The sequence below is a fragment of the Sphingomonas cellulosilytica genome (genome assembly GCF_052321755.1).
In the GTDB taxonomy this organism is placed as follows: Bacteria; Pseudomonadota; Alphaproteobacteria; order Sphingomonadales; family Sphingomonadaceae; genus Sphingomonas.
Window position 1 is genome coordinate 161,795 of record NZ_JBQRTT010000006.1, and the last position, 21,610, is coordinate 183,404.

The 21,610-nt window shown below is 69.4% G+C and carries 19 protein-coding genes; 13 read left to right on the forward strand and 6 right to left on the reverse strand.

Features of this window, described 5'->3' with window-relative positions; all coding sequences use genetic code 11:
- The first annotated feature begins 8 nt into the window (after positions 1-8).
- Positions 9-686, forward strand: coding sequence for an HPP family protein (locus ACTZQ5_RS11450; RefSeq protein ID WP_443585317.1), 678 nt, complete (start codon positions 9-11; stop codon positions 684-686).
- Here ACTZQ5_RS11450 and ACTZQ5_RS11455 read toward each other — a convergent pair.
- Together ACTZQ5_RS11455 and ACTZQ5_RS11460 are read right to left on the reverse strand one after the other, a co-directional pair.
- Entirely contained in the window at positions 646-1,644 is a 999-nt protein-coding gene (locus tag ACTZQ5_RS11455) for an LLM class flavin-dependent oxidoreductase (protein WP_443585318.1), read from the reverse strand. The genes ACTZQ5_RS11450 and ACTZQ5_RS11455 overlap by 41 nt on opposite strands.
- A gap of 50 nt (positions 1,645-1,694) precedes the next feature.
- Complete coding sequence (locus ACTZQ5_RS11460) at positions 1,695-4,028, reverse strand: S8 family peptidase (RefSeq protein ID WP_443585319.1); 2,334 nt, start codon at positions 4,026-4,028, stop codon at positions 1,695-1,697.
- A 127-nt stretch (positions 4,029-4,155) separates the two neighbouring features.
- Between ACTZQ5_RS11460 and ACTZQ5_RS11465 the strand changes: the two genes are divergently transcribed.
- From ACTZQ5_RS11465 to ACTZQ5_RS11485, 5 genes are all read left to right on the forward strand, one after another.
- Positions 4,156-4,821, forward strand: a complete 666-nt coding sequence (locus ACTZQ5_RS11465) for a pyrimidine 5'-nucleotidase (protein WP_443585320.1) — start codon at positions 4,156-4,158, stop codon at positions 4,819-4,821.
- Entirely contained in the window at positions 4,818-5,624 is an 807-nt protein-coding gene (gene dapD / locus ACTZQ5_RS11470) for a 2,3,4,5-tetrahydropyridine-2,6-dicarboxylate N-succinyltransferase (protein WP_443585321.1), read from the forward strand. Before ACTZQ5_RS11465 ends, dapD begins: the two co-directional genes overlap by 4 nt.
- Before the next feature lie 280 nt (positions 5,625-5,904).
- Positions 5,905-7,347 (forward strand): carbohydrate porin, encoded by a 1,443-nt coding sequence (locus ACTZQ5_RS11475; RefSeq protein WP_443585322.1) that lies wholly within the window; start codon positions 5,905-5,907, stop codon positions 7,345-7,347.
- 317 nt (positions 7,348-7,664) lie between these two features.
- Positions 7,665-8,627, forward strand: coding sequence for a class II fructose-bisphosphatase (gene glpX / locus ACTZQ5_RS11480; protein ID WP_443585323.1), 963 nt, complete (start codon positions 7,665-7,667; stop codon positions 8,625-8,627).
- Between the two features lie 162 nt (positions 8,628-8,789).
- On the forward strand, positions 8,790-9,509 hold the full coding sequence (locus tag ACTZQ5_RS11485) for a CPBP family intramembrane glutamic endopeptidase (protein ID WP_443585324.1): 720 nt from the start codon (positions 8,790-8,792) through the stop codon (positions 9,507-9,509).
- 103 nt (positions 9,510-9,612) lie between these two features.
- Here ACTZQ5_RS11485 and ACTZQ5_RS11490 read toward each other — a convergent pair whose 3' ends face one another.
- From ACTZQ5_RS11490 to ACTZQ5_RS11500, 3 genes are all read right to left on the reverse strand, one after another.
- Complete coding sequence (locus ACTZQ5_RS11490; RefSeq protein WP_443585325.1) at positions 9,613-10,374, reverse strand: ABC transporter permease; 762 nt, start codon at positions 10,372-10,374, stop codon at positions 9,613-9,615.
- A gap of 58 nt (positions 10,375-10,432) precedes the next feature.
- Positions 10,433-11,362 (reverse strand): ABC transporter ATP-binding protein, encoded by a 930-nt coding sequence (locus tag ACTZQ5_RS11495; RefSeq protein ID WP_443585326.1) that lies wholly within the window; start codon positions 11,360-11,362, stop codon positions 10,433-10,435.
- Positions 11,363-11,653: 291 nt separating this feature from the next.
- Positions 11,654-13,762: an AsmA family protein gene (locus ACTZQ5_RS11500; RefSeq protein WP_443585327.1), complete on the reverse strand. Its 2,109-nt coding sequence runs from the start codon at positions 13,760-13,762 to the stop codon at positions 11,654-11,656.
- Between the two features lie 174 nt (positions 13,763-13,936).
- Between ACTZQ5_RS11500 and rpmI the strand changes: the two genes are divergently transcribed.
- The 5 genes from rpmI (at position 13,937) to pheT (ending at position 18,736) form a co-directional block, all read left to right on the forward strand.
- A complete protein-coding gene (gene rpmI / locus ACTZQ5_RS11505) occupies positions 13,937-14,140 on the forward strand; it encodes a 50S ribosomal protein L35 (RefSeq protein ID WP_017977259.1) in 204 nt (67 codons plus the stop codon).
- A gap of 12 nt (positions 14,141-14,152) precedes the next feature.
- Positions 14,153-14,518, forward strand: a complete 366-nt coding sequence (gene rplT / locus ACTZQ5_RS11510) for a 50S ribosomal protein L20 (protein WP_443585328.1) — start codon at positions 14,153-14,155, stop codon at positions 14,516-14,518.
- A gap of 263 nt (positions 14,519-14,781) precedes the next feature.
- Positions 14,782-15,081, forward strand: a complete 300-nt coding sequence (locus tag ACTZQ5_RS11515) for a GIY-YIG nuclease family protein (protein WP_443585329.1) — start codon at positions 14,782-14,784, stop codon at positions 15,079-15,081.
- 14 nt (positions 15,082-15,095) lie between these two features.
- On the forward strand, positions 15,096-16,214 hold the full coding sequence (gene pheS / locus ACTZQ5_RS11520) for a phenylalanine--tRNA ligase subunit alpha (RefSeq protein ID WP_443585330.1): 1,119 nt from the start codon (positions 15,096-15,098) through the stop codon (positions 16,212-16,214).
- A 146-nt stretch (positions 16,215-16,360) separates the two neighbouring features.
- Positions 16,361-18,736 carry a phenylalanine--tRNA ligase subunit beta gene (gene pheT / locus ACTZQ5_RS11525; RefSeq protein ID WP_443585331.1) on the forward strand — a complete coding sequence of 792 codons (2,376 nt, stop codon included), beginning with the start codon at positions 16,361-16,363 and terminating at the stop codon, positions 18,734-18,736.
- Positions 18,737-18,975: 239 nt separating this feature from the next.
- Here the strand turns inward: pheT and ACTZQ5_RS11530 are convergent, their stop codons facing one another.
- Entirely contained in the window at positions 18,976-19,686 is a 711-nt protein-coding gene (locus tag ACTZQ5_RS11530) for a murein L,D-transpeptidase catalytic domain family protein (RefSeq protein ID WP_443585332.1), read from the reverse strand.
- A gap of 212 nt (positions 19,687-19,898) precedes the next feature.
- Between ACTZQ5_RS11530 and ACTZQ5_RS11535 the strand changes: the two genes are divergently transcribed.
- Together ACTZQ5_RS11535 and ACTZQ5_RS11540 are read left to right on the forward strand one after the other, a co-directional pair.
- Positions 19,899-20,510, forward strand: coding sequence for a L,D-transpeptidase family protein (locus ACTZQ5_RS11535; RefSeq protein ID WP_443585333.1), 612 nt, complete (start codon positions 19,899-19,901; stop codon positions 20,508-20,510).
- Between the two features lie 67 nt (positions 20,511-20,577).
- A complete protein-coding gene (locus ACTZQ5_RS11540) occupies positions 20,578-21,453 on the forward strand; it encodes an aldose 1-epimerase family protein (RefSeq protein WP_443585334.1) in 876 nt (291 codons plus the stop codon).
- Positions 21,454-21,610 lie beyond the last annotated feature (157 nt).

The following is a 21,610-nucleotide window of genomic DNA, read 5'->3' on the forward strand; positions in this document are numbered from 1 at the left end:
CCCTCGCCATGCACGTTTTTCGTCCGATCCTCGCCGGCGGTGCGTTCGGCGACCGCTTGCTGGCCAGCGCTGGAGCCGCGTGCGGCATCGCCTTTGCCGGCCTGTTCGCCGCTTATGCGCTCGGGCTGGGTACGCTGCCGCTGCTCGTTGCACCGATCGGGGCGAGTGCGGTGCTGGTGTTCGCGGTGCCGGCGAGCCCGCTCGCGCAGCCCTGGGCGGTAATCGGCGGCAATGCGCTGTCCGGCGCCTGGGCCCTGCTGGTCGTGCATGCCGTACCGCACGAGGCGACCGCGGCGGGGCTGGCGGTGGGTGGTGCGATCCTCGTCATGTCGCTGCTGCGCTGCCTGCATCCCCCCGGCGGCGCAGTGGCGCTCAGCGTCGTGCTCGCCGCAGCTGGGCCGGCGCCGCTCGGCTGGGGGTTTCCGCTGTCACCCGTGGCGCTCGATTCGACGCTGCTGGTGCTGGCGGGCGTCGCCTTCCACCGCCTCTCCGGCCACGCCTATCCGCACCATCCCGCTGCCGCGCCGCCGTCCGCCTTCGCACCTGAGGATATCGATGCGGCGCTCGCCGATATGCACGAGACGTTCGACATCGCGCGCGAAGACCTCGACGCGCTGCTCGCCCGCGCCGCGCATCACGCCGGGGTCAGGCGGCGACGGCGAGGCCGCTCATCACCTCCGCGGTGATCGCCAGGCTCCGCTTGCGCGCGGCATGATCGTAGATGGCGCTCGCCACCATCACCTCGTCGACGCCGGTCCGCTCGATGAACGCCGCGGTCGCCCGCGCCACCGTGTCGCGCGATCCGACTGCGGAGCATTGCAGCACGTGGTCGAGGATCGCCGCGCCCTGCGGCCCTAGCCCGGCGCGATACCCCGCCACCGGCGGCGGCAGCTGGCGCGGATTGCCGGTGCGCAGCGCGACGAACGACTGCTGCTGCGAACTCGCCAGCAGCTCCGCTTCCTCGTCGGTGTCGGCGGCGAAGACGTTGAACCCCGCCATCGCATAGGGCCGGTCGAGCTGCGCGGAGGGGCGGAAATCACGCCGGTAGATCGCAAGCGCGCTGTCGAGCGCGTCCGGCGCGAAATGGGACGCGAAGGCGTAAGGCAGGCCGAGCGCCGCCGCCAGCTGCGCGCCGAAGGTGCTCGATCCCAGGATCCACAGCGGCACGTTGGCGCCGGCACCGGGCGTCGCGGCGATGCCGGTGCGCCCGTCATCCGCGAAATAGCTCTGCAATTCCATCACGTCCTGCGGGAAGGCATTGGGATCGCTCTCCAGCGTCCGCCGCATCGCACGTGCGACGCGCTGGTCCGATCCCGGCGCACGGCCGAGACCCAGGTCGATCCGGCCCGGGAACAGCGCATCCAGCGTGCCGAACTGTTCGGCGATCACCAGCGGCGCATGGTTGGGCAGCATGATCCCGCCCGCACCGACGCGGATGTGGCGGGTCGCGGCGGCGACATGCGCGATCACCACCGCGGTCGCGGCGCTGGCGATGCCGCGCATGCCATGATGCTCCGCCACCCAATAGCGCTGGAAGCCAAGCGTTTCGGCATGGGCGGCAAGGTCGGCGGCGTTGGCGAGGCTCTGCGCCACGCTGCCGCCTTCGACGACGGGGACGAGATCGAGCAGGGAAAAGCGTGTCATGCCGGAAAGATGGGGGCGGGGGCGCCGCGCTGCAATCGGCGGTGGCGCGATCAGAACCCCCAGCTGTATCGCAGCGCGCCGCCCACATCCGCCGGCAGGCTGGCGAAATTGCCGGGGTCGCGCCGCCAGAACAGGTTCGTCTGGATGTCGCCCCCGCCGACCAGCAGCCGATAGCGCGCCTCGACCTGCAATTCGCGCCCCTGCGGGCTGAGGTTCAGTCGCTGCGTCGTCCAGTCGCTCACCGTCAGCGTCGCATAATCCCAGTTCGTCGGCAGCCGGTAATCGACGCCGCCGCGCGCCACCCGTAGCGGCTGCGCGATCCGCAGGCCCAGGCTGTCGCGGCCGAACACGCCGTCCTTGCCGACATCGGCGGCGAACGCCGTCGTGGCGAGGGAGCCGTCACCATCCATGCCGCCGCGCAGGGTCGCGCGAGTCCAGCCGCGCCGCCACGATCCGCCGAGCGACCAGCCGTCGCTGATGCTCCAGCGTGCGTCCACGTCGACGAACCAGCTGGCCGCGCGCGCCGCGCCCAGGCCGCCGTCGAACCGCGCGCCGAGCAGGCTGTCGCGCTCGGCGAGGGAGCTGAGGCTCAGCGTCGTGGCGAGGCCACCCCAGCGGCGGTCGGCGGAAACGCTGACCCGCTGGTATGGCGAGCGGCGGTAGCCGGGCAGGCCGGCGAGCATCGCATCGCGCCGTGCCAGCACGTCGCCGCTCTCGACGGTGGCGGTCAGTCCGACGCCGCCGACCTCCTGCCGCAGCGCGCCCGCGGATCGCGCGACGCTGTCGAAGCCCAGCGCGCCCTGGCCCGCGACGAGGAAAGCGGGCTGCGCCTGCCCGACCATCTGCGCGCCCAGCGTGCCGGTGCCCTGCGAGAACGCGAAGCCGAAGCTGGTCTTCGCCCCCAGCCGCTGCATCACCGCGCCGGCGATGGCGCGGGCATCGTTCGCCTGCGCGCCGCTCATCATGCTGCGCTGGAGCGCGACATCGCCGTTGCCGCGCGGCGCCAGCGTCATCGACACGGTGGTGTCGCCGGCGGCGACCGCCAGGTTGCGCTGCCGCGTCTGGAGCATGCCGGCAAGGCTGCGCTGCGGCCCGGCGCGGTTGATCGTGCGGGCGAGATCGATGGCGAAGGCCCGGTGATAGCTGTCGAGGATCACCGCGCCCAGCTGTCCGACCGTTGCATCCCCCATCGGCGCGGACAAAGTCGCGTTGCTGGCGAGCGACACGCCGAGGTTCGATCCCGCCACGGTCGTCATGCCGACGGGCTGGAACGCACGGGTGAGGTCCAGCACGCCATTGCCGTACACGCTGTCGACGCCCGCCGCGCCGGCATCGCGCGCGGTGCGGAAGAGCAGGTCGACGATCTGCGCGCCGGTCAGGTTGGGAAAGGCCTGCGCCAGCAGCGCCACCGCACCCGAGATCTGCGGCGCGGCGAAGGACGTGCCCGACCAGAGGTAGGCGGTATTGTTCTGGTCGGGCGCGCGCACCCGCTCTCCTACCGCGGTCAGGTAATGCGTGGCCCCGGTGCCGGCCTTGTCGCTGAACGTGGACAGCACGTCGCCCGTACCGACCGATCCGGCGATGATGACGAGGTTGCGCGCCGCCGCATTGCCAGCGACCGAGGTGAAGGGGTCGGGATTGTCCGTGCCGTCGTTGCCGGCGGCGATGACGATGACGATCCCCTGCGCGGTGGCGCGGCCGATCGCATCGATCAGGTTCTGCGGCATGGTCGCCCCGCCCAGCGACATGTTGATGACGCGCGCGCCGGCGACACGCGCCGCGTCGACGCCGCGCGCGATGGCATCGGTGCCGAACTTGCAGCCCATGTCGTCGCCCGTCTTCCCCTCGGTCGCGCAGGTTCCGGCCCGGTCGGCGCGCAGCACGACCAGCGTCGCGTCGAAGGCGACGCCCTGCGTACCGGTATCGTTGCGCCGCCCCGCCGCGGTGAAGGCGACGGCGGTGCCATGCCCGCCTTCGTCGTCGATGCTGGCGTTACCGGCCACGTCCTGCGAAGCGGCCGAGATGCGGCCGGTGAATTCCGGGCTTTGCAGGTCGATGCCGCTGTCGATGATGGCGAGGTTGATGCCCTTGCCGGTCGCACCCTTGTTGTAGGCGCTGAGCGCGTTCATCGACACCGCGCCGACGGTCGCGCGATATTCGCTGGTGTCGTAGTTGGTGCCGGGGCCGGGCGTCGGCGTCGCTTCGGGTGTGGGGCTCGGCGTCGGCGCCGGCGCCGGGACCGGCGTCGGTGTCGGCGTGGGGATGGTGGCGACGGGCGGCGTCGGCGTGCTGTTCACACCACCGCCGCCACCGCCGCCGCAGGCGGCCAGCAGCAGCGGCGCCACGCCCGCCGTGCTTCGCAGCAGCCCCCTGGTCGCCCGCATCGTCCCCTGATCCCCCCACGCGTATCGTCGCCCGCGATACGCCATGCGGCGCTGCGATGCCATTATCCTTTCCGATCCGGTGCCGCTCGCTTGTGCGCGCTGCCGCGGCCGCCTAGACGCGCCGCACATGCTCCCCTCGCTCGCCACGATCGACACCTGGATCTTCGATCTCGACAATACGCTCTATCCCGCGCGTGCCAATCTGTTTGCGCGCATCGATGAGCGGATGACCGCCTATGTCGCGCGCCGGCTGGGCCTCGGAGGGGATGCCGCACGTGCCTTGCAAAAGGACTATTTCCACCGCCACGGCACGACGTTGACCGGGTTGATGGCCGATCACGGCGTCGATCCGCACGAATTCCTCGCCGACGTCCACGATGTCGAGATGGACGTGCTGGAGGCGGACGCGCCGCTCGCCGCCGCGATCGCGCAGCTGCCGGGGCGCAAGCTGGTCTTCACCAACGGCGACAAACCCTATGCGCTGCGCGTGCTCGACCGGTTGGGGCTGGGCGATCATTTCGAGGCGGTGCACGACATCCACGCGATGGACCTTGTCCCAAAACCGCACGCCTCAGCCTATGCCGGCCTGTGCGCGGCGTTCGGCATCGTGCCGAGTCGCGCGATCTTCTTCGAGGACATGGCCCGCAACCTCGCGCCCGCCAAGGCGATCGGCATGACCACCGTCTGGGTCGACAACGGCTCCGAACAGGGGCCGGAGGTGGCGCGCGACCACATCGATTTCACCGTCCACGACCTTGCGCCGTGGTTGCAGCACATCATGGAGGCATCATGAGCCAGGATCTCAGCACCGTCATCGACCGGGCGTGGGAGGATCGCGCCACCCTGGGCTTCGGCACCACGGGCGCGGTGCGTGACGCGGTCGAGGCGGCGCTGGCCGACCTCGACGCGGGCCGCGCGCGCGTCGCCGAGCCGGATGGCAACGGCGGCTGGCGGGTCAACCAGTGGCTCAAGAAGGCGGTGCTGCTGAGTTTCCGCCTCAACGACAACCAGGTGATGGGCGATGCCCCCTGGTTCGACAAGGTGCCGACCAAGTTCGCCGGCTGGGGCGAAGCCGAGTTCCGCGCCGCCGGCTTCCGCGCGGTGCCGGGCAGCGTCGTGCGCCGCGGCGCCTATGTCGCGCCGGGCGCGATCCTGATGCCGAGCTTCGTCAACATCGGCGCCCATGTCGGCGAAGGCACGATGGTCGACACCTGGGCGACCGTCGGCAGCTGCGCGCAGATCGGCAGGAACGTGCATCTGTCGGGCGGCGCCGGCATCGGCGGCGTGCTGGAACCGCTGCAGGCCGATCCCGTCATCATCGGCGACGGCGCCTTCATCGGCGCGCGGTCAGAGGTCGCCGAGGGTGTGCGCGTCGGCGAAGGCGCGGTGCTGTCGATGGGCGTCTATCTCGGCGCGTCGACCAAGATCATCGACCGCCAAACGGGTGAGGTCTTCAAGGGCGAGGTGCCGCCCTATGCCGTGGTCGTCCCCGGTTCGACCGGTGGCAATCTCGGCCTCTATTGCGCGGTGATCGTCAAGCGCGTCGATGCGCAGACGCGCAGCAAGACCAGCATCAACGACCTGCTGCGGGATTGATCGGGGGCTTCCCCCTCCAACTCCCCACCGTCATTCCCGCGCAGGCGGGAATCTATACTGGCTGACCGTCCGGCTCCTTCCGCCAACGCAGTGATTATGGATCCCCGCCTGCGCGGGGATGACGAAGATCTGATGTGGTGCAACCTCTTCACCGCCGATTGCGGCACGCGGCGAAACCTGCATCGTGGCGGATTGGCCACAGCCCCGCGCAATCCGCCGCCGGCGAAGAACCAAGCGGCGGCGCATCGGTTGTCGCCGAAACGACAACGACCGGGGTTCCATGACAGCTTCCCTCCGCCGCGCGGTGGCCGCCGCCCTTCTTGCCGCCGCCGCGAGCGCCACCGCGCATGCCCAGCAGGTGGACGTCGGCGCCTCCCCGCCTGCGCCCGACGCGGCGGAGGCGGCACCCGACTCCTCGCAGGGCGACACGCAGCGTCGCCCGCGCACGCCGATCCCGCGGGCGCGCGACACCTCACCCTCGGCGCTGATCGGCGATACCCAGAGCGCGCCGCCGCCCGGCCTGATCGGCGACTGGCAGGACATCCGCAGCCGGCTGGGCGAGCGCGGCATCGGCGTCACCGCGCGCTACGCCTCGGAAAGCGGCTACAACTTCGCCGGTGGCGACCGACAGCTGTTCCGCGAGACGGGGCAGTTCGACGCCGGCGTGCTGCTCGACCTCGACAAGCTCGTCGGCCTGACCGGCGGCGCCTTCCAGGCGACGGTGACGTGGCGGCGCGGGCGCAACCTCACCGCGGACGCCGGCATCGATGCGCTGCAACAGGTGCAGGAGGTCTATGGCCGCGGCCAGACGGTGCGCGTCACCCAATTGTGGTACGAACAGCGCATCGGCCCCGATGTCGAGATCAAGCTGGGGCGCACCAACCCCGGCGAGGATTTCGCCGTCTTCTCCTGCCACTTCATGAACCTCAGCTTCTGCGGTGCGCAGCCCGGCAACCTCGTCGGCGATTACTGGCAGAACTGGCCGGTCGGGCAGTGGGGCGCGCGCGTCCGCGTCGCGCTGCCGCAGGACCTCTACATCCAGGGCGGCGTCTACGAGATCAACCCGCGCAACCTCGACGCCGACTTCTTCGTCGCGCACTTCAAGGGCGCGACCGGGGTGCTGATCCCGGTGGAGATCGGCTGGACGCGCGGCGGCGAGGGCGCCGGCGGGGAAGGGGGCGGCAATGTCGGATCGTACAAGGTCGGCGGCTGGATCGGCACCGCCGACGGCGACGACGTGCTGCTCGACCTCAACCGCCGGCCGAGCGTGGTCACCGGGCTGGCGCCGCTCGAACACAGCAGCCGCTATGGCGTCTACGCGACGATGCAGCAGCAGCTGACCGGCACGTCCAAGGACGGCAAGGCGCTGACCGGCCTGTCGATGTTCGCCAACGTCACGCAGGCCGACCGCGCCACCTCGGTCACCGACAACCAGGTGTCGCTCGGCCTGTTCTACAAGGGGCTGGTGCCCGCGGTGCCCGGCGACGTGCTCGGCGCCGGTGTCGCCCGCACCAACGTCAACGGCCGCGCCGCCACCGCCGACCGGCTGGTCCCCGGCACGCCGGTGCGCCATGCCGAATATGCCGCGGAGGTCTATTACAGCATCCACCCCGCCGACTGGCTCGAACTGCGCCCGAACCTTCAGTACATCCACCACCCCGGTGGCATCCGCGAGGCGGACGATGTCGGTGTGCTGGGCATGAAGGCGGCGATCACGCTGTAGGCCTCGGGTACCTCATGGTAACGGAGACATCATGAGGTTCAGCAGGACCGTCATTGCGAGCGCAGCGAAGCAATCCAGGGCGTCCTGATCCGGCTCTGGATTGCTTCGCTGCGCTCGCAATGACGGTCTTATTTCGTGTCTTTTCGCTACGAACGGGTCAGGCGGCCCGTCCGCGCGACCGCTGGTGCGCGGACATTCCCGCAGGCGAAACGATGCGGTTAAGTCTCGCTTGCGGGTGAGCACCCAACAAAGCCCGTTGTGCGACTCGGCGCGTCCCTCTACACCGCTGTTATACACGTTTAACAAAGGTGCCTCGCATGTCCGACGCCAGCACGATCCTCGACCGCGTCCTCGTCCTCGAGATGGTGCGCGTCACCGAGGCGGCGGCGATCGCCGCCTCGACGCTCACCGGCCGCGGCGATGAAAAGGCCGCCGACGCCGCCGCCGTGGAGGCGATGCGCGAGGCGCTGAACGGCCTCGACATCGACGGCACCGTCGTGATCGGCGAGGGCGAGCGCGACGAGGCGCCGATGCTGTTCATCGGCGAAAAGGTCGGCAGCGGCACCGGCCCGGCGATCGACATCGCGCTCGACCCGCTCGAAGGCACGACGATCTGCGCCAAGGCGGGGCCGAACAGCCTCGCCGTCCTCGCCATCGCGGAGGCGGGCGGCCTGCTCAACGCGCCCGACGTCTATATGGACAAGATCGCGGTCGGCCCGGGCCTGCCCGCCGGCGTCATCGACCTCGACAGGTCGCCGACCGAGAACATCCACGCCATCGCCGCGGCGAAGGGCGTGAAGGCGAACGAGATCATCGCCTGCGTCCTCGATCGGCCGCGGCACGAGGCGCTGATCGCCGAACTGCGCGCATTGGGCGTCGGCGTGATGCTGATCGGCGACGGCGACGTCGCGGGCGTGATCGCCACCGCCGATCCCGATACGACGATCGACGTCTACATGGGCTCGGGCGGCGCGCCGGAGGGCGTGCTCGCCTGCGCCGCGCTGCGCTGCGTCGGCGGCCAGTTCAAGGGCCGGCTGCTGTTCCGCAACGACGATGAGCGCGCCCGCGCCCGCAAATGGGGCATCGCGGACCTCGACAAGCAATACGACCTGGAGGAACTGGCCAAGGGCGACTGCATCTTCGCGGCGACCGGCGTCACCGACGGCTCGCTGCTGGAAGGCGTCAAGCGCCGCAAGGGCAAGATGACCACCGAAAGCGTGGTGATGCGCGCCTCGACCGGCACGGTGCGCTGGGTGAAGGGCGAACACCGCACGGCGTGAGGGGGCGGGCTGGCCCGCCATACTCCGTCATCCCCGCGCAGGCGGGGATCCAGACGGGCTGACCTCACGGCTCCATCGCCGATCGCCGTGGTTATGGATCCCCGCCTGCGCGAGGATGACGGGGGTGGTGAGAGGAAGCCCTTTCTGCGACGGAGCCCCGTCATGCTCGTCGCCATCCTTCTCGTCCTGACGCTTGGCTATCAGATCGCGCTGCTGCGCCGCGGGCGCATGTTCGCGCGTCTGCGGATCGATGTCCGCGCACGCCACCTGCGCTGGGCGAGCGCCCTGTGGCTCGGCTATGGCGTGCCGGCGCTGCTCGGATTGCTGGTGCTGCAACGGCTCGGCGGCGTCGGTCGGCTGCCGGCCGAGTTCCTGCCGCTTGCCTGGGCGCTCGGCGTGCCGCCGGGGGCGATCGGGATCGAGCTGGTCGCGATCGGCCTTGGCGCGGGCAGCCTGCTCGGCCTTATCCTCACCTGGTGGCGGGCGCGGCGGGGCAAGGCGCCGTGGACCGCGGGCGATGCGCGCAGCATCATGCCGACCAGCGATGCCGACCTGTGGCCCGCCGCCGCGCTGGCGGTGTCGGCAGGGGTGGCGGAAGAGCTGTTCTACCGCCTCTACCTGCCGCTGCTGGTCGCGCTGGCTTGCCGGTCCGGACTGGCCGGCGTGCTGGTTGGCACCGCCGCCTTCGCCGCGATGCACCGCTATCAGGGCTGGCTCGGCATGCTGGCGACCTTCGTCGGCGGGGGCCTGCTGACCGCGCTCTACATGGGCAGCGGCGCGTTGTGGCTGCCGATGGCGGTGCATGCCCTGGTCGACCTCAACGCGCTGGTCTTGCGGCCGGCGCTCGCCGCCCGAATCAGGACAGGTTTGAAAACGCGCTGAGGCGCGTTTCGCGGTGCCGGCCCGCTCCCCCACCCGGCCACCCACATCGTATCCTGATGGGTGGCCGGGTGGGGGAGCGGGCCGGTACCGCTGGCCAATGCGCTCAGGATTTCAGCCGCCAGCCGCTCTTGAAGATCCAGGCGATGATGCCGAGGCACACAGCGAGGAAGCCCAATGTCACGCCCAGGCTGATCGCGATGTCGACATCGCCCTTGCCGAAGAAGCTCCAGCGGAAGCCGCTGACGAGGTAGACGACCGGATTGAACAGGCTGACCGTCCGCCACGGCTGGGGCAGCATGTCGATCGAATAGAAGCTGCCGCCGAGGAAGGTCAGCGGCGTGATGAGCAGCATCGGCACGAAATTCAATTGTTCGAAGCTCTTGGCCCAGATGCCGAGGATGAAGCCGAACAGGCTGAACGCCACCGCGGTGAGCAGCAGGAAGGCGATCATCGCGCCGGGATGCTCGACGCGGATCGGCACGAAGAAGGCGGAGGTCGCGAGGATGATGACGCCCAGCACCACCGACTTGGTCGCGGCGGCACCGACATAGCCGAGCACCATCTCCATCGCCGACACGGGTGCCGACAGCAGCTCGAAGATCGTGCCGGTGAATTTGGGGAAATAGATGCCGATCGAGGCATTGCCGACGCTCTGGGTCAGCAGCGACAGCATGATGAGCCCGGGCACGATGAAGCTGCCATAGCCGACGCCGTCCACCGTCTGCATGCGGCTGCCGATCGCGCCCCCGAAGACGATGAAATACAGGCTGGTGGTCAGCACCGGCGCCACGAGGCTCTGCCAGAGCGTGCGTAAAGCACGCGCCATTTCAAAGCGATAGATCGCCCATACGCCGTGCAGGTTCATGCGGGCGCCCCTTTTCGGAAAGTCACAAAAGTCACGCCCACGCAGGTGTCGTCGGCGCTCATGCCCGCTCCCCCACGAGGTCGACGAAGATGTCCTCGAGGCTGGACTTGGACGTTTCGAGATCCTTGAACGCGATGTCGCGCGCGGCGAGTTCGCGTAAGAGCGACGGGATGCCGGTATGCTCCTCGGTCGCGTCGAACACGTAGCGCAGCGTCCGGCCCTCGTTCTGCAAGCTGAGGTGCCAGCGTTCGAACCCGTCCGGCACCGCGTCCAGCGGCTCGACCAGCGAAAGGTCGAGTTCGCGCTTGCCGAGCTTCTTCATCAGCGCGGTCTTCTCCTCGACCAGCAGCAGCCGGCCCTTGTCGATGACGCCGACGCGGTCGGCCATCTCCTCGGCCTCCTCGATATAATGCGTCGTCAGGATGATGGTGGTGCCGCGTTCGCGCAGGCCATGCACCAGCTTCCACATGTCGCGGCGCAGCGCGACGTCGACACCCGCGGTCGGTTCGTCGAGGAACAGGATCTCGGGCTCGTGTGCCAGGGCCTTGGCGATCAGCACGCGGCGCTTCATGCCGCCCGACAGCTCCATGATCTTGGCGTCGCGCTTGTCCCACAGCGACAGGTCGCGCAGCACCTGCTCGATATAGGCGCTGTGCCCCGATCGCCCGAACAGCCGGCGCGAGAAGGTGACGGTGGCGAGCACCGTTTCGAACATGTCGACCGACAGTTCCTGCGGGACCAGCCCGATCCGCCGCCGCGCCGCCTTGTAGTCGGCAAGCGCGTCGTGGCCGGCGACCCGAATCGTGCCGGTGGAGGGCGTGACGATGCCGCAGATGATGCTGATGAGAGTCGTTTTGCCGGCGCCATTGGGGCCGAGCAGCGCGAAGATCTCGCCCTTGTCGATGGTGAGGTCGACGCCGTGCAGCGCGGTGAAGCCGCCCTTATAGGTCTTGGACACGCCGGCCACGGCGAGGATCGGTTCCGGCATTGGGTCCCCCTGATTGCCCGCGAAGATAGGGTGAGGCGCGCGGGGGTTAAAGGGGGCTCTGCCTGCCGTCGTTATCCCCGCACAGGCGGGGGGGGGGGGGCACGCGAGCGGCCGACGTGACGCGAGGATGATCGAGACATCCCTCCGTCATCCCGGCGAACGCCGGGACCCATGGATGCGTCCGGCTCATGGTGGCAATCCATCAGCAGCCGCTCGAGTCCATGGGTCCCGGCGTTCGCCGGGATGACGAAATCGGCGGGGCGGACGGGCGGACGTGCGCCCGTTCGCCGATCAGAATATCCCCAGGAACTTCTTGCGCTGTTCCTTCTTCTCGCCGGCATCCGCCTTGCCGTTCTCTTCCTTGGCGGTGGTGCCGCGGCCGACGTCGTCGCGCGGTTTGCCCTTGGTGGTGCGCTGTGCCGCGGCGGTGGCGCCGGCCAGCACCGGGCCGCACGCCGCCGACTTGGCATCGCCGACATCGACGAAGGCGAGCACGCCCGCCACCGGCGTCGCCACCACCGCGAGGCCCAGCCCGACGCCGGCACGGCCGAGCAGCTGGTCGCTGATGACGTCGAGCTTGGGTGCCGCGAAATAGCCCTGGATGCCGACCGGCGACTGGCCGGAGAACAGGCTGAACTTCTTGCCGTCGGCGCGGAAGGCGAGGTCGACTGCCTCGGTCTTGAAGCTGAAGCCGCCGCGGCCGAGGATGACGTTCTTGGTCGTGTCGATCAGGATCGGGTCCGCCGCGGCGATGCCGTTGCGCACGGTGAAGCCGATCAGGCCGCAGTTGATCTCCACCGGCTTCTTCAACTTGTCCTCGAACATCTTCTGCACGAAGGTGCCGATGTCGAGCTCGGCAAGCTGGACGTTGCGCGTCCACAATTGCCCCTGCGGCATGACGAAGGCGATGCGGCCGTGCGCGCTACTGAGCGAATCGTGGATCGAATCGCCGCGCCCTTCCAGCTTGATCCGGCCCTTGATCGTGCCGGTCGTCCCCGCCTCCGCGACGCCATAGCCGGCAAGCAGCCGCCCCATCGGCGTCGGCGACAGGCGGATATCGTAGCTGTCCGCCGCCGGCCGCTGGCGCGTGTCGAAGATCACGTCGGACGCGACATTGCCGCGCGCCATCGCAAAGGTGAGCGGCGACAGAGCGAGCCGCCCGCGATCGAGGTCCAGCGTCAGGTCGATATCGCTGATCGGCAGGTTGCGCGAGCGCACCCGGCCGATCCGCCACTTCAGGTCGGCGTCGAAGCGCTGCATCGTCGCGATCGGCAAGGCGGCGTCGGGCAGGATGCGCTGCGGCGCGGCGCCGGTCGCGGCGGCGGCGGCGACCGCGCCCCTCGCGGCGACGATATCGGGATTGTAGCCGATGAAGGGGGCGGCATCGACGATATCGAGCGTCTTCGTCACGAGCTGCGAATCGAGGTGCAGCCGATCGCCGTTGGTGATCGTCAGCGTGCCCGCCACGTCGCTCTCGCCGGCCGTGCCGCTCATCCGCGTGAAGCGATAGACCTGCCCCTGCTGCACCAGCTGCGCCTTCAGCCGGTAGTCGCGCGTGTTGGGGATGACGACGCCGATGATGGCGAGCAGTTCGGACAGGTTGCGCCCGCGCGCGCGGGTCTGCAACGGCACGCCTTCGATACCGGCGATCGAGGGCAGCGTGCCCGACACGTCGACGACATTGTGCGCCGCCCAGGCGCGCAGCACGAGTTCGTTCCTGCCGCGGTTGACCGTGGCGTCGGGGGCGAGCAGCCGCGCAGCGACGCGGAACGGCGTGCCGCGGATCGTGCCGTCGCCGGTGACGCCCACCGCCTTGCCGATCCGCGCGTCGGTCGAGCGGATGTCGTCGACTTTGAGGTCGGCGAGCAACTGCATGCGTGGATCGCGATAGCGGACGGTGGTGCCGCGCACGGTGGCGGTGTCGATGCGCGGGAAATCGAGCGGCTTGCCGCCCTTTTTGTCGCTGAACGTCCAGGTGTTGGCGGTGTGCGCGGCGTTCCATTCCAGGTCGACCGCGCCGTTCGCGAGATCGAGCCAGTAGAGGCGGCGCTTGCCCCACAGCAGCGACAGCGGCGCGATCCGCGTGTCGATCCGCTCCGCCTGGAAGAGATAGGGCCGCGTCGCCCAGTCGGGATTGGCGATGCGCATCCGCTCGGCGAGGAACTTGATGCGGAAGGGAGCGAAATAGAGCTGGAAGTCGCCGTCGACGCGCACCACGCGATGCGTCTGGCCGCCGACGAACCGCTCGAAGGGATGTTTGAGGAAGCGGCCCTTGGTGATGTAGAGCACCAGCCAGATCGCGACGATCAGGCCGAGCAGCGCCAGCGCCACGTTGCGCGCGATCCGCCACGCACTGCGGCGGCGTGGGGGCGGGGCGGCGGCGGTGGTCGGCGTCTCCATCACGGGTGAAGCGCGTGCGGCTCGTTCCGGTTCCGCATCGGTTGCGTTTGGCCCGGTTGCGTTTCGCGCGGCACGACGCTAAGGGGCGCGCTTCCCGAGCGAGGCGCTTATGGACGGCCCGGCCATCAAGGGCTGCCGCGGCCGTTTTTGCCTTGCTCAAGCGAAAGGACCAAAATGCCCAAGCTCAAGACCAAGAGCGGCGTCAAGAAGCGCTTCAAGCTCACTGCCAGCGGCCTGTTGAAGCACGGCGTCGCCGGCAAGCGCCACCGCCTGATTTCGCACAACAGCAAGTACATCCGCCAGAACCGCGGCACCAAGGTGCTGTCGAAGGCCGACACCGCGACGGTGAAGGCCTGGGCGCCGTACGGCCTCAAGTAAGGAGATCAGGACATGGCACGCGTCAAGCGGGGCGTAACCACCCGCGCCAAGCACAAGAACATCCTGTCTCAGGCGAAGGGCTATTACGGCCGTCGCAAGAACACGATCCGCATCGCCCGCCAGGCCGTCGAAAAGGCCGGCCAATATGCGTACCGCGACCGCAAGGTAAAGAAGCGGACCTTCCGCGGCCTGTGGATCCAGCGCATCAACGCCGGCGTCCGCGCCGAGGGCCTGACCTATTCGCAGTTCATGCACGGCCTGAAGCTGGCCGGCGTCGAGCTCGACCGGAAGGTCCTGGCCGACATCGCGATGCACGAGGCCGCGGCATTCTCCGCGATCGTCGCCCAGGCGAAGGCGGCACTGCCCCAGGCCGCGTAAGCGCCTGCGCGAGTGTTGGAATGAGGGCGCCGGTGGAGACACCGGCGCCCTTTTTTCGTGTTCGCAGCCCGTCCCGTCCTCATCCCCGCGCGGGCTTGGATGACGAGGTATCGGGGGCACCTTCGTTTCTTGCCACCACCCCGTCATCCCCGCGCAGGCGGGGATCCATAAGCACTGCCGTTCATGATAGAGCCGCACATCCGGCGACTATGGATCCTCGCCTGCGCGGGGATGACGGGGTGGGGATGTGGAGGGGAGCACGAATGGAACGGCAGCCGTGCGTCTACATCCTTGCGAGCGGCCGGCACGGAACGCTCTACGTCGGCGTCACGTCCAACCTCATCGGCCGTCTGATTCAGCATCGCGAAGGATTGATCCCGGGGTTCACCTCCCGCTACGGCATCCACCGTCTGGTCTGGTATGACGTGGCGGATACCATGGAGGCTGCGATCCGGCGGGAGAAGCAGCTCAAGAAGTGGAACCGCGACTGGAAGCTGCGCCTGATCGAAGACGCCAACCCCGGTTGGGATGATCTGGCGACGGGCCTCGGCCTGGCGCCATAACGGAAGAGCGACACGTGACCGAAGACCTCGACACCCTCAGCGACCGCCTGCTCGGCGCGATCCGATCCGCCGACGGGCTCGACGCGCTCGAAGCGGTGCGGGTCGAGGCGCTGGGCAAGCAGGGCAGCGTCACCGCGCTGCTCAAGACGCTGGGCAAGATGACGCCCGACGAACGCCAGGCGCAAGGCCCGCGCATCAACGGCCTGCGCGAGGCGGTCGCCGCAGGCATCGCGGCACGCAAGGCCGACCTCGAACGCGCCGCGCTCGATGCGCGCCTGGCCGGCGAGACGCTGGACATGACGCTGCCGGCCGAGGCGCCGCTCGCCGGCACCGTCCATCCGGTCGCCCAGGTGATGGACGAGCTGGCCGAGATCTTCGCCGACCTGGGCTTCGCCGTCGCGACCGGGCCGGAGATCGAGACGGACTGGCACAATTTCACCGCGCTCAACATTCCGGCGACGCATCCGGCGCGCGCGATGCACGACACCTTCTACCTCCAGCAGGGCATCGATGCGAAGGCGGCGGGCGAGGCCGACGAGCGCGCCACCTTCTCGCTGCTGCGCACCCATACCTCGCCGGTGCAGATCCGCACGATGCTGGAGGCGAAGCCGCCGATCCGCATCATCGCGCCGGGCCGCACCTATCGATCGGACAGCGACGCCACCCACACGCCGATGTTCCATCAGGTCGAGGGGCTGGTGATCGACAAGGGGATCACGCTCGGCCACCTCAAATGGACGCTGGAGACGTTCCTGAAGGCGTTCTTCGAGCGCGACGACATCGTGCTGCGCCTGCGCCCCAGCTATTTCCCGTTCACCGAGCCGTCGGCGGAGGTCGACGTCGGCTATACGATCGAGAAGGGCAAGCGCGTGATCGGCGGTTCCGGAGGAGGCTGGATGGAGGTGCTGGGGTCCGGCATGGTCCATCCCAAGGTGATCGCCGCCTGCGGCCTCGATCCCGAGGAATGGCAGGGCTTCGCGTTCGGCTGCGGCATCGACCGGCTCGCCATGCTGAAATACGGCATGGACGATCTGCGCGCCTTCTTCGACGGCGATATCCGCTGGTTGAAGCATTACGGCTTCTCCGCGCTCGACGTGCCGACGCTGTCGGGCGGCGTCGGGGCGATGGGCTGACCCGTGCCCCCATCCGTCATCCCGGCGCACGCCGGGATCCACGGATAGGGGTGCAGGTGATGAGGACACGTACCGCCCGCCCGATAGCGGCCCGTGTCCATGGGTCCCGGCCTTCGCCGGGATGACGATGACAGTGGAATGAGCGCATGAAATTCACCCTCTCCTGGCTCCGCGAGCATCTCGACACCGATGCCGGCCTCGATGCGATCCTCGATGCGCTGACCCGCATCGGGCTGGAGGTGGAGGGCGTGCACAATCCCGGCGACGCGCTGCGCGCCTTTCGCGTCGCCCGCGTGCTGACCGCGGAGCGCCACCCGCAGGCAGACAAGCTGCAGGTACTGAGCGTCGATGCGGGAGAGGGACCGTTGCAGGTCGTCTGCGGCGCGCCCAATGCGCGCGCTGGCCTCGTCGGCGTGTTCGGGCCGCCGGGCGCCTATGTGCCGGGACTCGACGTGACGCTGAAGGTCGCGAGCATCCGCGGCGTCGAATCGAACGGCATGATGTGCTCGACGCGCGAGCTGGAGCTGGGCGAGGATCACGACGGGATCATCGAACTGCCCGCCGATGCGCCGGTCGGCACGCCTTTTCCGGACTATGCCGGGCTCGACGACGCGGTGATCGACGTCAGCATCACCCCCAATCGCCAGGATTGCATGGGCGTGCGCGGCATCGCGCGCGATCTCGCCGCAGCCGGCCTCGGCACGCTCGTGCCGCTGACCGTGCCCGAGGTGGCGGGCGAGGGCGCCGGCCCCGACGTGCGGATCGAGGATGCGGCGGGCTGCCCCGCCTTCTACGCGCAGGCGGTGTCCGGCCTCACCAACGGCGAATCGCCCGAATGGATGCGGCAGCGGCTGACCGCGATCGGGCAGAAGCCGATCTCCACCCTGGTCGACATCACCAACTATATGACCGTCGATCTCGGCCGCCCGCTGCACGTCTACGACCGCGCCACGCTGTCCGGCGCGCTGGTCGCCCGCGGCGCGCGCGAGGGGGAGACGATCGCGGCGCTGAACGGCAGGACCTATACGCTGCGCGACGGCATGACCGTCATCGCCGACGATGCCCGCGTCCACGACATCGGCGGCATCATGGGCGGCGAACATTCGGGTGTCACCGCCGGGACGACCGACGTGGTCATCGAATGCGCCTATTTCGATCCGGACGCGATCGCCCGCACCGGTCAGGCGCTCAGCCTGACCAGCGACGCGCGCCAGCGGTTCGAGCGCGGCGTCGATCCCGCCTTCCTCGACGACGGGCTCGCCATCGCGACCTTCCTCGTCCAGCATTATTGCGGCGGCACCGCCAGTGGCGTCACCCGCGCCGGCGAGCCGCCGCTGGCGTCGCGCAGCTATGCCTACGATCCCGCCAAGGCCGAGACGCTGGGCGGCCTCGCCGTGCCGGCGGACCGCCAGCGCGCCATCCTCGAATCGCTGGGCTTCGGCGTCGCCGACGACTGGACGGTCACCGTGCCGACGTGGCGCCGCGACGTGGACGGCGCCGCCGACCTCGTCGAGGAGGTGATCCGTATCGAGGGGATCGACAAGGTCGCGCCGGTGCCCCTGCCGCGCGCCCCCGGCGTCGCCCGCCCGACCGCGACGCCGGACCAGATGCTGGAGCGCCGCGTCCGTCGCGCCGCCGCCGCGCGCGGGCTGGACGAAGCGGTGACGTGGAGCTTCGTCTCCGAGGCGCAGGCCGCGCCCTTCGGCGGCGGCGCCTGGAGCCTCGCCAATCCGATCAGCGAAGACCTGAAGGTCATGCGCCCGTCGCTGCTCGCCGGCCTGCTCGCGGCCACCGCGCGCAATCTGAAGCGCGGCGTCACCGCGGTGCGGCTGTTCGAGATCGGCCGCCGCTACCTCGCCGATGGCGAGCATCCAACGCTCGGCCTCGTCCTCGCCGGCAACCGCCGCGACCGCGGCTGGCGCGAGGGCAAGGCGGCGGGCTTCGACGCCTATGATGCCAAGGCGGAGGCGCTGGCGCTGCTCGCCGCGGCGGGCGCGCCGGTCGACAATCTGCAGGTGATGGGCGAGGCCGGAGACGCCTGGCACCCCGGCCAGAGCGGCACGTTGCGGCTGGGGCCGAAGACGATCCTCGCACGCTTCGGCATGCTGCATCCGACCCTGCTCAAGGCGTTCGACCTGGATGGCGCCGTGGCGGCGGTGGAGGTGTATCTGGATGCGCTGCCGGCCAAACGGGGATCGAAGGCCGGCGGCGGCTTCATGCGCGCCGCCTTCGCACCGCCGGCGCTGCAATCGGTACGGCGCGACTTCGCCTTCCTGGTGCCCGCCGCGCTCGGCGCCGACGCGCTGGTCCGCGCGGTGCGCAGCGCCGACAAGGCGGCGATCGTGGCTGCGCGCGTGTTCGACGTGTTCACCGGTGCGGGCGTGGAGGACGGCCACAAGTCGGTCGCCGTCGAGGTGACGCTGCAACCCGCCGACAAGAGCTTCACCGACGAGATGCTGAAGGCGATCGCCGACAAGGTGGTCGCCGCGGCGGCCAAGCAAGGCGCGGTGCTGCGGGGCTGACGTCGTCCCCGAGGCTGGCTGAAATCCTCCCTCGCGTCAGGGTAGGAACGCACTAGTCCTCCCTCGCGCAGCGGGGGAGGGGGACCGCCGGCGTAGCCGGTGGTGGAGGGGGCGCTTCCGCAAGCACGCCGTTCGCAGCTTACCTCCCCCTCCGTCACCGCTACGCGGCGCCACCTCCCCCTGGCGGGGGAGGAACGGGCAAGTCCTCCCTCGCACAGCGGGGAGGGGAAAGGCCGTGGTTACACCTTCGCCGAGTAGATCATCCGGCCCGGCCCGAGCAGCGCGAACACGTCCGACAGGTCGCCTTCGCCGACCGCGAAGCAGCCCTGGCTGCGGCCGAGCATGCCGTGGCTGCGCAGCATGTCGCGGTTCGCGTACCAGGCCGAATGGACCACGATCGCCCGCGCCAGCGCATTGTCGTTGGTCGGGTCGAGGCCGACCAGCCGCTGCGAGCGGCCGTGCTTGCCGACGTAATAATCCGCGGTGACGAACGAGCCTTCCGACGATGCGTTGGAATTGGGCTCGTTGGAAAAGCGCTTCAGGAACCCGGTGTGCGCGGGGTCCGATCCGCTGCCGTGCGCGACCAGGAACGAGCGGCTCTTGCCCGACACCAGGTCGATGAGGTGGAAGCGCGCTTCGGAGGACGGCGCCGCCATGTCGGCGATCGCGATCCGGTCGCGCTGGGCGACGCGGCTGCCATGACCTTGCAGCGCGGCGAGCGCCTGGCGCATCAGGTCGGGGCGAACGACCCGCGGCGAGGTGATCGGCCGCGCGGCGACCATCGGGCGGGGAGCAGGCAGCGGTGGCTCGGCGATCGGCCGCAGATCCTGCTGGGTCAGCCGGCGGGTGGCCGCCGACACCGTGCCCGGCACCGCGAGCGTTGCCGCCAGCACCAGGCCATTCTTCAGCAATGCGCGCCGGTCACGTACGCTATCGTGCTCAATTTGCATCGAAATTTCATCAGCCCCGAAGTTTCCCGCTGCACACCATATAGCAGCTTCGGACATAAATTTCCTTAAGGACGCCCGCCGACTGGCGTTCCGGTTGCACGGTTGGCCGCGACTCACGCCCGGCCGGTCGCTCCGTTCCGAGGGCACGAACCGCGGAGTCGCGCGTTAACGCAGGTGAAGGGGACGGACGGGACGAGAAGGACGATGACGACATGACGCGACGGTTGAATCGGGCACTGAACCTGGCTTTCCTCATCGCCGGTGCCGCGGGTCTCGCCATCGCGCCGGCGCCCGCGCTGGCCGCCACCGACGCGCTGGCACCCGAGGTCACGACGCTCGCGCCCAACCGCTATCTGTGGAAGGACGATGCCTCGCTGGAGCCGGTCAGCATCGTCATCTCGATCCCGGATCAAAAGGCCTATGTCTACCGCGGTCCGACGCTGATCGCCGCCTCCACGGTGTCGACGGGCAAGGACGGCAAGGACACGCCGCTCGGCACGTTCACCATCCTGCAGAAATCCGAAAAGCACAAAAGCAACCTCTACGACAGCGCGCCCATGCCGTTCATGCAGCGGCTGACCTGGGACGGCGTCGCGATCCACGCGGGCATGAACCCCGGTTTCCCCGCCTCGCACGGCTGCATCCGCGTGCCGACCGAATTCGCCAGGAAGCTGTTCGGCGTAACCAGCAAGGGCACGCCGGTGCTGGTCACCGATGCGTCGGCGGCCGAGGGCTGGGTGCCGCCGACGCCCTATGACGCGCAGGCGATGCAGGTCGAAACCGCCGATGCGAACGCGCAGGCGCTGGAGACGGCGTCGCGATAATCCGGGCGCATCGCATGCTCCCGCATGCCGCTTGCGGTACTTCCTTCGGCACAGCACAAGGCCCGCCATGACCGATCTCGTCACGATCCGCTCCGCCGGCCTTTCGGCGGCGATCAACCCGTTCGGCGCGGAGCTGACGCACCTGCGCGATGCCGATGGCCGCGAGCTGATGACCGATGCCGATCCCGCCTTCTGGACCGGGCATGCGCCGATCCTCTTTCCGGTGATCGGCATGACCTATGGCGAGACGATCCGGGTGGATGGCGAACGCTACCCGATGAAGAAGCACGGCTTCGCCCGCCACAGCCGCTTCGCCGTCGCCGCCGTGGCGGACGACAGCGTCACCTTCGTCCTCACCGACAGCGAGGAGACGCGGGCCTCCTATCCCTTCGCCTTCCGGCTGTCGCTCACCTATACGCTGGAGGACGCGACGCTGCGGGTCGAGGCGCGGATCGAGAACCCTGCGGACGCGCCAATGCCGGCGAGCTTCGGCTTCCATCCCGCCTTCGCCTGGCCGCTGCCCTATGGCGAGGATCGCGCCGCGCACCGCATCCTGTTCGACGCCGAAGAGCCCGATGCGCTGCGCACCATCGCCGCCGACGGCACGATCGCGGCGGCGGAACGGCCTTCGCCGTTGCAGGGGCGCGAACTCGCGTTGCGCGACGACCTGTTCACCGCGGACGCGCTGGTGTGGGATCACGTCCGGTCGCAGGGCGTCACCTATGGCGCGGCCACCGGGCCGCAACTGCGCATCACCTTTCCCGATACGCCCAAGCTCGGCGTGTGGACCAAGCCGGGCGCGGCCTTCATCTGTATCGAGCCCTGGCACGGCATCGCCGATCCGGAGGGCTATACCGGCGCGTTCCGCGACAAGCCCGGCATCTTCGAGGTGCCGGCCGGCGGTGAAAAGCGCATTGCGCTGCAGGTGACGCTGGAGGCTTGAGCCTCTACGCCGACGCTTCCCTATGCCGTCATCCCCGCGCAGGCGGGGATCCATAATCACGCCGGGTGCCGCAGGAGCCGAAGGGGTATCCACTATGGATCCCCGCCTGCGCGGGGATGACGTTGCGGTTCCTGCGCGCGGTCCGCAAACATCTGTC

Excerpts from the sequence above, each read along its gene's own strand:
- ACTZQ5_RS11455 (WP_443585318.1), bottom strand. The coding sequence starts at position 1,644 with ATGACACGCTTTTCCCTGCTCGATCTCGTCCCCGTCGTCGAAGGCGGC.
- ACTZQ5_RS11490 (WP_443585325.1), bottom strand. The coding sequence starts at position 10,374 with ATGAACCTGCACGGCGTATGGGCGATCTATCGCTTTGAAATGGCGCGT.
- rplT (WP_443585328.1), top strand. The coding sequence starts at position 14,153 with ATGGCACGCGTCAAGCGGGGCGTAACCACCCGCGCCAAGCACAAGAAC.
- ACTZQ5_RS11475 (WP_443585322.1), top strand. The coding sequence starts at position 5,905 with ATGACAGCTTCCCTCCGCCGCGCGGTGGCCGCCGCCCTTCTTGCCGCC.
- glpX (WP_443585323.1), top strand. The coding sequence starts at position 7,665 with ATGTCCGACGCCAGCACGATCCTCGACCGCGTCCTCGTCCTCGAGATG.
- ACTZQ5_RS11485 (WP_443585324.1), top strand. The coding sequence starts at position 8,790 with ATGCTCGTCGCCATCCTTCTCGTCCTGACGCTTGGCTATCAGATCGCG.
- ACTZQ5_RS11530 (WP_443585332.1), bottom strand. The coding sequence starts at position 19,686 with ATGCAAATTGAGCACGATAGCGTACGTGACCGGCGCGCATTGCTGAAG.
- ACTZQ5_RS11540 (WP_443585334.1), top strand. The coding sequence starts at position 20,578 with ATGACCGATCTCGTCACGATCCGCTCCGCCGGCCTTTCGGCGGCGATC.
- ACTZQ5_RS11535 (WP_443585333.1), top strand. The coding sequence starts at position 19,899 with ATGACGCGACGGTTGAATCGGGCACTGAACCTGGCTTTCCTCATCGCC.
- rpmI (WP_017977259.1), top strand. The coding sequence starts at position 13,937 with ATGCCCAAGCTCAAGACCAAGAGCGGCGTCAAGAAGCGCTTCAAGCTC.
- ACTZQ5_RS11515 (WP_443585329.1), top strand. The coding sequence starts at position 14,782 with ATGGAACGGCAGCCGTGCGTCTACATCCTTGCGAGCGGCCGGCACGGA.
- ACTZQ5_RS11465 (WP_443585320.1), top strand. The coding sequence starts at position 4,156 with ATGCTCCCCTCGCTCGCCACGATCGACACCTGGATCTTCGATCTCGAC.
- ACTZQ5_RS11500 (WP_443585327.1), bottom strand. The coding sequence starts at position 13,762 with ATGGAGACGCCGACCACCGCCGCCGCCCCGCCCCCACGCCGCCGCAGT.
- ACTZQ5_RS11495 (WP_443585326.1), bottom strand. The coding sequence starts at position 11,362 with ATGCCGGAACCGATCCTCGCCGTGGCCGGCGTGTCCAAGACCTATAAG.
- dapD (WP_443585321.1), top strand. The coding sequence starts at position 4,818 with ATGAGCCAGGATCTCAGCACCGTCATCGACCGGGCGTGGGAGGATCGC.
- ACTZQ5_RS11450 (WP_443585317.1), top strand. The coding sequence starts at position 9 with ATGCACGTTTTTCGTCCGATCCTCGCCGGCGGTGCGTTCGGCGACCGC.
- ACTZQ5_RS11460 (WP_443585319.1), bottom strand. The coding sequence starts at position 4,028 with ATGCGGGCGACCAGGGGGCTGCTGCGAAGCACGGCGGGCGTGGCGCCG.
- pheT (WP_443585331.1), top strand. The coding sequence starts at position 16,361 with ATGAAATTCACCCTCTCCTGGCTCCGCGAGCATCTCGACACCGATGCC.